Genomic DNA, 13352 nt, shown 5'->3' on the forward strand with positions numbered 1-13352 from the left:
ATATTATTAACATTCAGGGTATGATTATTAATCGTTACTGTTACAATGTGATTTAATCAAAATAATGGAACTATGATTTAATGCTCAGTAAATTAAAATATCTCCTCAGGTCAATCATACTGCCCGACCGTTTATTTTTATTGAGCAAAACTCAACAAGAAAAAACACTTTATTTAACCTTTGACGATGGCCCTGTTCCTGACGTAATCGAGCGTTTGTTGGATTTACTCGATAAATATCAAATTAAGGTCACTTTTTTTATTGTTGGTAATCGAGCAGAAAGCAACCCTGATTTACTGCACGAAATCCACAAGCGCGCTCACACCATCGCGAATCACTCTTATAGTCATCCCGCGTTTCATAAAATTTCACATACTGAAAAAATCATAGAAATTGATAAAACTAATCTCATTATTAAACAGATTACGGGTAAACCTTGTACCTTATTTAGAGCGCCTCAGGGGCGTTGGGATAAACGCTTAATATTGACACTGCTGCTAAAAAAAATTACCGCCGTGCATTGGAGTCGCGACTCTCAAGACTTTTTAAAAGAGCCTGCTAATAAAATTGCCGAGCGCTTACTAAAACAGCCAGTTAAGTCTGGCGATATTATTCTATTTCATGACGACAACACGCGCTGTATTGATGCACTTGACATACTAATTCCGCAATGGCTTGAGCAAGGTTACTGTTTTAGCGCCCTGGAGCACGAATACGAGTGAATATTTTATTTCATCATAGAACCCGTGGCAGAGGTGCTGAAGGTGTGCATATTCGAGGTGTTGTTAAAGGCTTGAGGCAGTTAGGTAATAACGTTGATATTTTATCTTTGCCCGGTGCCGAACCTGAAGCAGAAGAAACAAACATTGCAGTTGAACAGGCTGAAAAAGCACCGACTAAAACAAGTAGTTTTTCCATACTTTCTGATCTGACTAAACATGTGCCAGAATTTGTCTTTGAAATTTTTGAACTGGCTTTTAATTTAATTGCCTTAATACGTTTACGTAAAGCGGTTAAAGAAAAAAATATTACCCTTATTTATGAACGTTATTCTTTATTTATGTTTTCCAGTGTTTGGTGGGCAAAACGTCATAGCTTACCCATAGTGCTAGAAATTAACGACTCTTGCCAAGTTCAAAGGGTGCGTGCATTAAGCTTTAAAAAGCTTGCTGCAAAAATAGAGGCTTGGACTTTTAAAAATGCTACCGGCTTAGTGTTTATTTCAACGCGATTTAAGCAAGTCGCTGAGCAAGCCTACGGTGAGATTGCAAACTCGGTTGTTTCACCCAATGCGGCCGACTTAGATAAGTTTGTTATTGATGAAAGCTCAGGTTGCGCTTTAAGAAGTAAACTCGGTATTGAAAACAAAATAGTACTGGGTTATGTCGGTGCATTTGTGCATTGGCATGGTATTGACTGGTTTGTAGATTTAGTTTGCCATCGATTAAAACAAACACCTGAACTAGTATTATTGCTAGTAGGCGATGGTGTCGCTTTTGAGGGGATTAAAAACAAGGTGATTGAAGCCGGAGTTGAATCGCAAGTTATTTTACCGGGTAAAGTGCCACATCAGCAAGTTTCATCCTATTTATCCGCCATGGATTTAGGGATATTACCCGATTCAAATGATTATGGTTCACCGATGAAATTATTTGAATTTATGGCGATGGGCAAAGGCATGATCGCTCCTGACTTTAGTCCTATTGCCGAGGTTGTTCGAGATAACGTTACCAGTTGGTTGTTTCCAGCTAGCGATAAACAAGCCTGTATCGACAAAGTTTTTGACATTGTTAATGATAGAAAAGCACATAAAGCCGTCGGTATTAATGCCCGTGCTTATATTGAAAGCGAGCGCCAATGGCAGCATAACGCGGCGCAGTTATTATCGCTCGTGAGTCTAGATATAAATCGAGATGGTAATTGAAATGGATAATTTAAAAGCTGACTTAAGACGAAAACAACAAATTTTTGCCCAAGATGGTGCTGATGTCAGTATGCTCAGAATTTTCATGGCTGATGGCACAAGCGCTAATGTGCTGTATCGATGTATGCGCTGGTGTGCTACCCACCAACTTGGCTTATTGGCTTACTTTTTTCAATGGGCTAATAAATTTTTAAACGCTTGTGTTATCGGCAGTGGCGCTGACTTTGCCCCTGGCTTTGTCATTATGCACCCTATGGGTATCGTTATTAATTCTAAAGTGGTTGGCGGCCATAATATTACCCTAGAAAGTGGCGTGGTTATTGGCGATGAAAAAGGCCAATCACCTATTTTAGCTAACAATATATTTGTTGGTGCGGGTGCAAAAATTATTGGCGGGCTAACCGTCGCTGATGATGTAAAAATTGGTGCTAATGCCGTACTGACTAAAAATGCTGATAAAGGCGCAACTATGCTTGGTATACCGGCCAAAGCGTATGTGAAAAAAAATCACGGGGCAGCGAGTTAATGGAAAACTTATTTTGGGTTAGCCTCACAATAATTATCTACAGTTATTTTATTTACCCGTTAGTTTTATTTACTTTTAGTGGTATTAAACAAGCTTTCAGTGACACTAAGTACTTATGGCGCAGACATCAACGCCGGACCTTAAATATTAAGGATTACCCAGCTGTTACTGTCATTATTGCTGCATATAATGAAGAGTCTTGCATCAAAGCCAGAATAGAAAACTTATTAAGCTTAGATTACCCAAAAGAAAAGCTTACGTTATTAATTGGCTCAGATGGCAGTAACGATCAAACTGCAGACATACTCTCAGCCTTTAATATCGAAAATTTATATGTGCACATTTTTAACACCAACAGAGGAAAAATGAGTGTTTTAAATGACTTAGTTGAAAAAGCCATTGACGATATCATCATATTTTCTGATGCTAATACCCATTTTCAATCTGATACCATAGCGCAATTAGCTCGGCATTTTAACAATGATAAAATTGGCGCGGTTTGCGGTGAGCTGCATCTAGTGGATGGCGATACGGGTGACAATAAAGACAACGTATATTGGCGTTACGAACAAGTACTAAAATTCCATGAATCTAGGCTGAATGCACTACAAGGGGCAAATGGGGCTATTTATGCTATTAGAAAGTCACTTTTTATGCCATTGCCTGCAAACACTATTGTTGATGACTTTCAAATTGCGATGAATGTGGCAAAGCAAGGTTTTCGTTTAGTTTACGACCCTGAAGCCATAGCTGTTGAAGAGATAGCCCCAAACCTTGCCGAAGAAAAAGGCAGAAGAGTGCGTATTGGCTTAGGTAATTACCAAGCTTTTTTTAAGATGTCTTGGGCTTTAAACCCGTTATTAGGTTGGCGTTTTGTCGCTTATATTAGCCATAAAGTCTGCCGATGGTTTGTACCACACTTGATGTTGATCGTCTTGATTAGCAATGTATTATTACTTGATAGTGGTTTTTATCAAGCGATACTGGCGGCGCAATTAATATTTTATTTCACTGCCTTTTATGGCATTAAACAACAGGCCGATAACAAGAAAACAACAATGTTAATCGCACTTTTGGCTTTTTTTGTGGCGATGAATCTGGCATTGATGCGTGGATTTATTAAATATTTTAGTTCCAACGTGCAGGGAACTTGGCAAAGGACAACTCGATGAGGCTTACTATTATACTTTTCATTCTTATTGTATGCAGTTTCTCTGCATTTTTATTTATTATAAGAAAAAAAAATATACACTTATGGCTTAAACATTACCTCAAAAGAAAAATGACTCTAAATAATAAAACAGATAAAACAAAACATATAATGTTTTGCTTTGTCGATCACTATGAGCCTATGTGGGGGAAAAACGTCTCCTACGAACAAGAGTGCGCTAGAATAGAGCGTTGGCATCAAGATTACCCTAAAGTAGCAGGTAAATTTAAAGACGCTGATGGATATCACCCTAAACATTCTTTTTTCTATCCTGAAGAAGAGTACAGGCAAGAGCACTTAGATAAAATAACTGATTTGTGCCATCAAGGGTTTGGTGAAATTGAAATCCATCTACATCATGATAATGATACCAGTGAAAATTTAAAAGTTACTTTAGAACGTTTCACTGAGACATTGCATGAAAATCATGGAGCCTTTGTCAGAAATGAATCTACAGGAAAGCTTCAATATACTTTCATTCATGGTAATTGGTGTTTAGCAAATAGTAGGTCTGATAAAAAAATGTGTGGTGTAGATAATGAAATATCAATCCTAAAAGAAACGGGCTGTTACGCCGACTTTACTTTTCCATCTGCACCGAGCGACACTCAACCTGCACAAGTAAATGAAATTTATTACGCAACTTGTGACCCATGTGTTGCAGTACCACACAACAAAGGCGTTGAAGTGGAAGTCGGGGTTAGTGAATCTGGTGACTTAATGCTCATAACGGGACCTATTGGAATAAATTGGAAAAACCGAAAAAAAGGCATTTTCCCACAAATTGAAAACAGTGATGTTCGCGCATCAATGCCACCAACCAAAGACAGAGTCAATTTATGGGTTGATACCGCGATTACAGTCAAGGGTAAACCTGATTGGTTATTTATCAAAATTCATACACACGGCACGCAAGAACAGGATATGAATACTTTGCTGGGCAAGCCATTCGAAGAAATGTGCCAATATCTTGAAGATAAATATAATGATGGTAATGAGTATTCACTACATTATGTTTCTGCAAGAGAAATGTACAACATTGTAAAAGCAGCTGAAGATGGCAAAGATGGCAACCCTAATTTATATCGTGATTACAATATCTTAGCCCCTAAGTATAAGGTAAAGTAAATATGTTTAAATCTTTTATTCGTAAAGTTCATAGCAACATTGTATGGCCATTTTTACCGAATGGAATATATTGCTTTAATTATCATCGTATTGGCGATATGAATAAAAGCCCTTTTGATCCTAATGTTTTCAGCTGTACCGAAGAGTTATTTGAAAAACACATTCAGTTTTATAATGATACTTTTTGTGTAATAAGTGTTGATGACCTGATAAATATAATTAACAAAAATGAATTTATCCATAAAAAATATGCTTTAATTACTTTTGACGATGGTTACATTGATAACTATTCTATTGCATTTCCTATCCTGAAAAAGTATTGCACACCTGCTGCTTTCTTTATTGCAACAAATCACCTTGATTCTCCGGGTATCCCATGGTGGGATGAAATAGCTTGGATTATAAGGCATAGTAAGGTTGCATTAATTAAGTTTTGTGATTGGAATGAAGCTATAGATATTTCTACAGGCACAATAACGTTGAATATCCGGACCATTTTGAAAAAAATAAAACAAGATAAAATGCGTTCTATGGAAGATAAAATTAAAGAATTAGAGAATATTTGCCAATCTAAAATGACAGACAATGCTAGAGATACTAAATTGTTTATGGACTGGGAACAAGTAAAAGAAATGTCTGAAAGTCGCATGCATATTGGCTCACATACTTTAAGCCATAACATATTATCACACTTAAGTAAAAAACAACAAAATGAAGAAATAGTACTTTCTAAAAAAAGAATAGAAGAAAAACTGGGTATAAAGGTTACTTCGTTCGCATATCCTGTTGGTGGGAAAGCTGCGTTTACAGAAGATAGTAAGTTATTAGTAGAACAAGCTAATTATGAACTTGCCTTCTCATTTATACCAGGAATTATTAGTAACTTGAATAAGAAAGAGCGATATCAATATAAGCGATTGCCTGTTGATAATAACTGTTCCATAAGCCAATTACGCCAGATAATTGTAAAACATAAGTAGGACTTTAACTAATATGTCAAACACTATAATACTAGCGGCGGGCCCAAATGGCTTAGGTGTAGTTAGAAGCCTCAATTTACAAGGCATCAAGTGCCAAGTTATTTCACGCAGTAAAGGCGATATAATCCACCAATCAAGACTCCCTGAATTAAAGTTTTATCTTGATGGTAAAAATGATATTGAACAGCACAAACAGTTATTAGGTATACTTTCAAATCAGCCAAAGGATAGTATTATAATCCCGACATCTGATTGGTTTGTGACATTTTTGACTGAAAACTCAACTGAATTGAAAGAAAATTTTACCTTTATCATTCCCAATAAAGAACTTTCTGAAATACTAATCGATAAAGCAAAAGAAACAGAGATTATAAATAGGATTATACCCATCCCAAAAACAGTTCAAAGTATTATTAATCCAGAGCAGTTAATTCAAACATTATCTCTACCAATTATCATAAAACCGCGTTCTCATAAACATATGGTACTGGGTTGCAAAAATATTATTATTGAGACTGAGGAGCAATTAGATAGTTTTTTCGAAAGGTTTAAACATGTTTTATCCAGCTTAATAGCACAAGAAATAATTCAAGGTAAAGATAATCAACAATGGGTCTGTAACTGTTTTTTTGATGAAAATAGTAAAATGACACAAGCTTTTACTTTTAATCGTTTACGCCTTTCTCCATCACATTATGGAGTGACAAGCTATGCAATTAGTAAATACAATCAATCAATTATCGATTTATCCGCAAAATTAGGCAAAGCTTTAAATTATACTGGTCCCGCGATGATCGAATTTAAACAAGACCCTTTGGATCATATTTATAAATACATTGAAATCAACCCTCGATTAGGAATGTGTAATTACTTCGATACATCTTGCGGAGTCAACAACGCTTACGCTACATATTTATTTGCAAAAAAAGAGCCTCTGCCTGAAATAAAAGCTATGGAAGAAGGTGTAATATTCATGAGCTTATATGAAGACCTCTTTTCCCGCTTGAGCGATAATGAGTCGCTATTTAATATTGGTAAAGAGTATCTGGTTAATTTAACAAAAAGTAAGCACGCTTTTATCTACTTTTCGTGGTCAGACCCCTATCCTTCAATTAAATTAGGCTTCATACAAATAATTGGGGCTTTAAGCTCACTTTGTAGAAGGCTTTCTAGGAAATAACTTATTTATACTATGTAGGCAAGTATTGGGCTAACGCCCTTTGCCAAAAAGCACTATTTCAACGGTACGAATTAAGATCAACAAATCCAACATAAAGCTGCGATGTTTGATGTAATACAAATCGTATTTTAGTTTTTCTAAAGAGTCATTTTCTGTAGCGCCGTATGGGTACTTAAGTTGCGCCCAGCCTGTTAAGCCCGGCTTAACGTTATGACGTTCATTATAGTATGGAATATTCTTAATCAACTGCTGAACAAACTCTGGACGCTCGGGACGAGGGCCAACAAAACCCATTTCACCCAGCATTACGTTATATATTTGTGGTAGTTCATCAATGCGATATTTTCTAATAAACTTGCCAATTCTTGTCGTTCTATCATCATTTTCTGAGGCCATTTGAGCACCATTTTTTTCTGCATCAAGTCGCATACTTCTAAATTTAATAATACTGAAGGCTTGGCCATCTACGCCAACACGCTCTTGAGAATAAAAAACAGGCGCTTTTAAGCCTTCATCTAACTTAATTAATAGGGTAGTAATGAGCATAATAGGCCAAGTGACCATCAGTAAAATCAAGCCCATACCCGCATTAAAAATCCAGTCTAAAGTGTTTCGTAAATGATTAGATGATGCAAAGCCATTCGAATATATAACCCAACTTGGATAAATTAAATTAACAGCAATTTGACCCGTTTCACGCTCTATAAAGTCAAGGATTTCTGTTATTTCAACGCCCCTAATTTTGCAGGCAAAAAGTTCATCCACAGGAAGATTTTCTCGGCGCTCGTCGTTGGCCACAACAATTTCATCAATTTGATGCTCTAACGCGTAATTAACTAATGAGGTATCTAACTTAATGATGTTTTCATTGATGATGCCATGGTCAGCATCGCCATTAAGGACAACAAAGCCATGCATAAAAAAGTTTTGTCGATCAACATCACGACGCATTCGCCTTTCTATAATCGAGGCACGTTCACCTCCTCCTAATACTAGGATGTTGCGCTTATTGAAACCAAAAAAGTCTATTCGTAGCGTTAAATACCTCACAGCACTCACTATGAACAAACTTATCAATGACGCCATAGCTAGTAGCTCAATAGCTAATGCGTCAGCACCGTAAATAGGATTGAGCAAAGAAACAATAAAGAAACCGATGGCGACCGACACCAGTAATCTTCTCATTACGCCTCGCAAGTTCTCCCTTAATTTTGAGTTATAAAGTCCCATTGCCAAACATGAAAGCTGAACCATTAAAGCAAAAACAACTGCGTGGATAAACAACACGTTTAAAGTGATGTTTTGTGTATCGTAAGCAACAAAATGAAATAAAATATTTAAGTATAAGCTCAGCAAAAGTGCCCCCGCAAAACAGAAAAATTCGATTAGGACTAAAGACTTGCTACCCGAAGATAAGTCGCGAAATTTAAGGCTCGACATAAGGTTGGAAAGTTCCTTTTTAGTGAATAAAAATAAACCAGCATGCAATGCTTTTATTTTCTCAGGTGTTTATTAGAGTTGATTCATTACTAAATGTAAAGATTAGTATGTGCAAATGTTAGTATATTTAATGCACTTGATTTACAATATCTTTACAATATATTAAATAATGTGCATCAGATGTAAAAATCAAATACAATCTGATCGCTTATATAAAAAACGGTTGTAAATAAAAAGGTTAATACCATGGAAAAATGCATGACTAATACATTAAAAGCACTTATATTTCTTGCCCTAGGTTATATTGTAACCGGATGTAGTTCGCCTACATTACCACCTGCCCAGCTTCACCCGTCAAACACTGTTGATGTTGACTCATACAAATATTTAATTGGTGCAGGCGATGTGGTCAATATTTTTGTTTGGCGTAATCCTGAGGTTTCTGGCACGTTTATCGTCCGTCCTGATGGTATGATCACCACTTCGCTAGTTGAAGATATTCCCGTATCAGGCAAAACACCCACAGAACTTGCCCGTTCAATTGAAGAAATACTTGCTACCTATTTGCGAGAACCTGTTGTGACCGTAACGGTCAATAATTTTGTTGGCCCCTTCAGTGAGCAAATTCGCATTATTGGTGAGGCAGCCCAGCCCAAAGCAGTAAACTACATTCAACATATGACCTTATTAGACGTTATGATCCGCGTTGGTGGCTTAACTGAGTTTGCCAATGGTAACGGGGCAATATTAGTGCGTATAGAAAATGGTCTACAAAAACAATATGACATATTTATTGAAGACCTAATTAAAAATGGGGAAATATCAGCAAATGTTGATGTATTACCTGGCGATATTATCGTAATACCTGAAACATGGTTTTAAACGTAATAGCTTTATTTACCTGTTTTAGAGGTCGGGAATGCAAGAAATTATAGAACAAATTATAGATTACCTTAAAGGGATTTGGCTTAAGCGTCGCTTTATTATTATATCAACTTGGTTAATATGCCCGTTAGCGTGGGTTTATATTGCTCAACTTGATAATGTGTATGAGTCTGATGCCCGTATATACGCAGATACTCAATCTATCCTGGGTCCGTTGTTAAAAGGTTTAACGGTTGAAACAAATCCCCAAACACAAATCCGTTTAATGATTAAAACGCTGTTAAGTCGCCCAAATCTAGAGCGCATAACGCGTATGACAGATTTAGATGTGCAAGCCACCACGCCTGCAGCTTATGAGTCATTAATTGATCGCTTAAAATCTAATATTACGATTAGAAAAACGGGTGGTCGTGCAGACAATATTTTTACCATTTCTTATCTAGATAAAGATCCTGAAATGGCAAAAAATGTTGTTAATTCTGCATTAACTGTTTTTATTGAGAATACGTTAGGTGAAAATCGAAACGATTCCAACTCAGCACAAAAATTCTTAGATACCCAGATCAAAGACTATGAAAATCGCTTATTAGCCTCTGAGTCTAGGTTGACCGATTTCAAACAAAAATATAGTGGCGTTTTACCCGGTCAATATGGCGGCTATTATCAAAAGTTAAATCTTGTAAAAGAGCAACTAAAAGTAATTGATTTAAGTTTACGTGAATTAGAGACTCAATTAAAGTCTGCGAAAGCGCAATTAAGCTCTTCTCCGTCCAGTGGTGGTAATGCTCAAAATAACATTAAGAATTCCTATAGTATTCAAACCACTTATGACGGTCGTATTGCTGAATTAGAAGCAAATTTAGATTCACTGCAATTACGTTACACTGAAATGCACCCTGATGTTAAAGAAGTTAAACGCAGACTTGCTCACTTAAATAATCAACGCAGTGAAGAAATTGATGAATATTTAAGTAGCACTAAAAATGACGATGGCAGTAAGCTTTTAAGCAGCCAAAACCCCGTTATACAACAATTGCAAATACAAGTGAATCAGTTAGAAAATCAAGTGGCATCAACTACTGTTCGAGCAAATGATTATCGCCGGCAAGTTAAAGAGCTTGAAAGCAAAATTCACATTTTGCCAGAAATTGAAGCAGAGTTAACCTCATTGAATCGTGGCTATAACATTACAAAAGAGAAATATGAACAATTACTCAACCGCAAAGAAACAGCACTGTTAGCTCAACAAGCCAATGAAACAACAAACCCAATACAATTTAAAGTTATTGACCCACCTCGAGCCCCAACTGCACCCGTTGGACCCAAACGCGTGCTATTTTTAGTGGGTTCGACTATTTTTGCTTTTGGTGTTGGTGTTGGCTTATCTCTGTTATTTAGTCAAGTTAATCCCGTGGTTACCTCTAGTAGTCAGGTAGCAAAAATTACGGGTATTCCTGTCTTTGGTGTGGTGTCAGCCACAGAAAATCTTGGCTTGCAACGTTGGCATAAACGAAAAACCCTGATTTTTATTATTTCTAATAGTGTGCTCTTCATCATGCTGGCATTTTTTATGCTTTATGCCATTGCACCCAATGTCATATTAGCGCCGATTAGAGGGATTTTATAATTTATGAGTATTATCGAAAAAGCGCGAGCAAAACAACAGCAGAAAAATTTGGAAACCTCCGTTAAGGAGGCTCAATATCCGCTAGAAGAGATCAATAGAGAGTCTATTGACGCAAGTCCAAAGCAAGAATTGTCCCTTGATAAAATAGCTTTAGCAGAGCGCGGTTATCTCATTGATAACGGTACTCGGAAAAGTATCAAAGACGAATTTCGTAAAATCAAGCGAATACTGCTGAACAATGCTTTTGGTAAAGCGGCAAAAACACTACACCATAGTAATTTAATTATGGTCAGTAGTGCTAAACCCAACGAAGGTAAAACCTTTGTTGCAATTAACTTAGCGTTAAGTATAGCGCTTGAACAAGATAAAACGGTATTGCTTGTCGATGCAGATGTTCTACGGCCAAGTGTTATGCGTGAATTAGGTATTGAAGAGCAGCTTGGTATGATTGATTATTTACTGGGTAAAACAGAACACGTAAGCGATATAATTTACAATACCGATATTAATAAATTGAAATTAATACCGGCTGGGAAACTACACCATTTGTCTAACGAATTATTAGCCAGTGAGAAAATGGCCACATTGGCTAATGAGTTGGCTAATCGTTATCCCGATCGTATCGTTATTTTTGATTGCCCGCCATTAATTGGCGTCACAGAAACACTGGTATTAGCAAATTTAATGGGGCAAGCAGTCATTGTTGTTGAGGAATCAAAAACCTCAATTGTTGATATACAGGCGGCAACTGAACACCTCAACGAAAATTTAGCTTTGGGGCTGGTACTTAATAAAGCAATAAGATCTCATAAGGATTTGTATGGCTACTACGGCTACGGCTATGGGTATGGCACAAAAAACTAAACTCACTAGTGTTTTTTTCGCATTGATTTACTCTAACTTTGCTTTTGCAGGTGATTGGCAATTTGACCCGAGCATTAATCTTGATGAAACCTATACTGACAATGTTGGTTTAGTTCTTAACAATCAACAATCTAGCTTAGTAAGCCAAGCTGGGGTTAATATAAAAACCAGTTATACCGCACAACAAGCAAAATTTACTTTGTCGTCGCAAAGTAATTATGCACTGTATAGCCATAATCATAAACTTGATAATGACTACCACACGATAGCGAGTGATTTACGGCTTCAGCTTTGGCCTAACGGCATTGTACTTTTTGGTGATGTGAACGTTTCAAACCAATCACGTAATCGCAGTAGAAATGCTTTAGCAGATATCGTCTCAGCCGATACTGTGCGAGTAGAAACCTATAACGGTGGCCTTGAGTATAATATTGATAATAGTGATTTTATCTTAAATTCTACTCTGGGCTATCGTCAAACCAACTCAGAAGATAACATTGGTAATCGTCAAGGTGTAGTTGCCAATATCAACAGTACCAACGGCACAAGCGCTCGACATGCCTTTTGGTCACTAGAGCATAATTATCAAAAGCTAAGCAACAATAACCGGAATGGTAAACAGAGCCAAAGCGAAGCCATAATAGGGTTAATCACTGACTATAAAATTAATCCTTTTGTTCGCTACTATAATGAAGACAATAGTGGTGATTTAAATAATTCAAATCGTTCAATAGAATCAAATTCATATGGTGTAGGTGTACGCTGGTTAATTTCTCCCCGACTGCGTCTCGATACTTCGTATAATAAGCCGATTGGCAAAAAACTCGATATTGATGGCGATGAGCAAAAACCCTATGTTGATGCTGCGGTGCTATGGCAACCATCAACCCGTACCAAACTATCCGCAAATTTTTCTGAACGCTTTTATGGTAATAGTTATGGCCTTGATTTAACACATAGAAATAGACGTTTAACCAACACCATTAGTTATGTTGAAGATATTCAGACCTTAACTCGTAATAATTTTGCGGCTAACATCGTCGGGTTTTATTTATGCCCCAATAATAATTCGTTACTGATAGAGGAGTGTATTCTCAGTGAGGGTGACACTATTATTCCTGACAATCCTAATGACCCTAACGGTCAGGGCTTTGTGATATTGGCAATTCAAGATTTTACTTTAGTAGAAGATAACGTTTTTTCACTTAATAAAACACTGAGCTGGAACTCTTCACTGACACTGCCACGCACAACGATTAGTTTTAATGCGAGTCAGCAAAATAGAGAAAATCTCGACACCCGTATTGAAGACGAATTGAGCTCAGCAAGTTTAAGCATAAAACGAAGAGTCAGTGGCCGTTCTAGTGCTGGTTTTACTTTATCTTATACTGAAACTAGCTTGCAACTTGATACCGAGCTAGAGCGTACTGATAGGTATCGACGTTACCAACTAGACTACGAAACATCCTTAAATAGTGCATTGTCTTTTAATGTCGCTGTGAGCTATCTAAACAGAAGCTCTGGCAATGCTCCGCTCAATTATGAAGAAGGCCGCGTTAGCGCCAAAATTACCAAAGGCTTCTAGTCG

12 protein-coding genes are annotated in these 13352 nt (G+C 37.0%); 11 read left to right on the forward strand and 1 reads right to left on the reverse strand.

Translation table 11 applies throughout. The features are described 5' to 3' along the window. Positions 1–80: 80 nt before the first annotated feature. The 7 genes from H4J61_RS16320 to H4J61_RS16350 are packed head-to-tail and all read left to right on the forward strand — an operon-like array spanning position 81 to position 6948. A complete protein-coding gene (locus tag H4J61_RS16320; protein ID WP_182186309.1) occupies positions 81–722 on the forward strand; it encodes a polysaccharide deacetylase family protein in 642 nt (213 codons plus the stop codon). Further along, positions 719–1924 (forward strand): glycosyltransferase family 4 protein, encoded by a 1206-nt coding sequence (locus tag H4J61_RS16325; protein ID WP_182186311.1) that lies wholly within the window; start codon positions 719–721, stop codon positions 1922–1924. The genes H4J61_RS16320 and H4J61_RS16325 overlap by 4 nt, the downstream gene beginning before the upstream one ends. A gap of 1 nt (position 1925) precedes the next feature. Next, positions 1926–2450, forward strand: a complete 525-nt coding sequence (locus tag H4J61_RS16330) for a serine O-acetyltransferase (RefSeq protein ID WP_259363403.1) — start codon at positions 1926–1928, stop codon at positions 2448–2450. Continuing rightward, positions 2450–3622, forward strand: a complete 1173-nt coding sequence (locus tag H4J61_RS16335) for a glycosyltransferase family 2 protein (RefSeq protein ID WP_182186313.1) — start codon at positions 2450–2452, stop codon at positions 3620–3622. Before H4J61_RS16330 ends, H4J61_RS16335 begins: the two co-directional genes overlap by 1 nt. Next, a complete protein-coding gene (locus tag H4J61_RS16340; RefSeq protein WP_182186315.1) occupies positions 3619–4788 on the forward strand; it encodes a hypothetical protein in 1170 nt (389 codons plus the stop codon). Before H4J61_RS16335 ends, H4J61_RS16340 begins: the two co-directional genes overlap by 4 nt. A gap of 2 nt (positions 4789–4790) precedes the next feature. Beyond that, entirely contained in the window at positions 4791–5768 is a 978-nt protein-coding gene (locus tag H4J61_RS16345; RefSeq protein WP_182186317.1) for a polysaccharide deacetylase family protein, read from the forward strand. Positions 5769–5781: 13 nt separating this feature from the next. Continuing rightward, entirely contained in the window at positions 5782–6948 is a 1167-nt protein-coding gene (locus H4J61_RS16350) for a hypothetical protein (RefSeq protein WP_182186319.1), read from the forward strand. Positions 6949–6978: 30 nt separating this feature from the next. Here H4J61_RS16350 and H4J61_RS16355 read toward each other — a convergent pair whose 3' ends face one another. Further along, positions 6979–8388 (reverse strand): TIGR03013 family XrtA/PEP-CTERM system glycosyltransferase, encoded by a 1410-nt coding sequence (locus tag H4J61_RS16355; protein ID WP_182186322.1) that lies wholly within the window; start codon positions 8386–8388, stop codon positions 6979–6981. 258 nt (positions 8389–8646) lie between these two features. Between H4J61_RS16355 and H4J61_RS16360 the strand changes: the two genes are divergently transcribed. Genes H4J61_RS16360 through H4J61_RS16375 form a run of 4 tightly spaced genes read left to right on the forward strand, consistent with a single transcriptional unit; the run spans position 8647 to position 13349 of the window. Next, positions 8647–9270, forward strand: a complete 624-nt coding sequence (locus tag H4J61_RS16360) for an XrtA/PEP-CTERM system exopolysaccharide export protein (protein WP_259363405.1) — start codon at positions 8647–8649, stop codon at positions 9268–9270. Between the two features lie 37 nt (positions 9271–9307). Next, positions 9308–10900 (forward strand): XrtA system polysaccharide chain length determinant, encoded by a 1593-nt coding sequence (locus H4J61_RS16365; protein ID WP_182186324.1) that lies wholly within the window; start codon positions 9308–9310, stop codon positions 10898–10900. Positions 10901–10903: 3 nt separating this feature from the next. Further along, positions 10904–11764, forward strand: a complete 861-nt coding sequence (locus tag H4J61_RS16370) for an XrtA-associated tyrosine autokinase (protein ID WP_182186326.1) — start codon at positions 10904–10906, stop codon at positions 11762–11764. After that, positions 11721–13349, forward strand: a complete 1629-nt coding sequence (locus H4J61_RS16375) for a TIGR03016 family PEP-CTERM system-associated outer membrane protein (protein WP_182186328.1) — start codon at positions 11721–11723, stop codon at positions 13347–13349. Before H4J61_RS16370 ends, H4J61_RS16375 begins: the two co-directional genes overlap by 44 nt. The last annotated feature ends 3 nt before the right edge of the window (positions 13350–13352 follow it).

The sequence above is a fragment of the Colwellia sp. MB3u-4 genome, from assembly GCF_014077065.1.
Taxonomy (GTDB): domain Bacteria; phylum Pseudomonadota; class Gammaproteobacteria; order Enterobacterales; family Alteromonadaceae; genus Cognaticolwellia.

Bases quoted from the DNA above. Each gene is read 5' to 3' on its own strand.
- H4J61_RS16335 (WP_182186313.1), top strand. From the start codon at position 2,450: ATGGAAAACTTATTTTGGGTTAGCCTCACAATAATTATCTACAGTTAT.
- H4J61_RS16320 (WP_182186309.1), top strand. From the start codon at position 81: ATGCTCAGTAAATTAAAATATCTCCTCAGGTCAATCATACTGCCCGAC.
- H4J61_RS16375 (WP_182186328.1), top strand. From the start codon at position 11,721: ATGGCTACTACGGCTACGGCTATGGGTATGGCACAAAAAACTAAACTC.
- H4J61_RS16355 (WP_182186322.1), bottom strand. From the start codon at position 8,388: ATGTCGAGCCTTAAATTTCGCGACTTATCTTCGGGTAGCAAGTCTTTA.
- H4J61_RS16350 (WP_182186319.1), top strand. From the start codon at position 5,782: ATGTCAAACACTATAATACTAGCGGCGGGCCCAAATGGCTTAGGTGTA.
- H4J61_RS16370 (WP_182186326.1), top strand. From the start codon at position 10,904: ATGAGTATTATCGAAAAAGCGCGAGCAAAACAACAGCAGAAAAATTTG.
- H4J61_RS16340 (WP_182186315.1), top strand. From the start codon at position 3,619: ATGAGGCTTACTATTATACTTTTCATTCTTATTGTATGCAGTTTCTCT.
- H4J61_RS16330 (WP_259363403.1), top strand. From the start codon at position 1,926: ATGGATAATTTAAAAGCTGACTTAAGACGAAAACAACAAATTTTTGCC.
- H4J61_RS16345 (WP_182186317.1), top strand. From the start codon at position 4,791: ATGTTTAAATCTTTTATTCGTAAAGTTCATAGCAACATTGTATGGCCA.
- H4J61_RS16360 (WP_259363405.1), top strand. From the start codon at position 8,647: ATGACTAATACATTAAAAGCACTTATATTTCTTGCCCTAGGTTATATT.
- H4J61_RS16365 (WP_182186324.1), top strand. From the start codon at position 9,308: ATGCAAGAAATTATAGAACAAATTATAGATTACCTTAAAGGGATTTGG.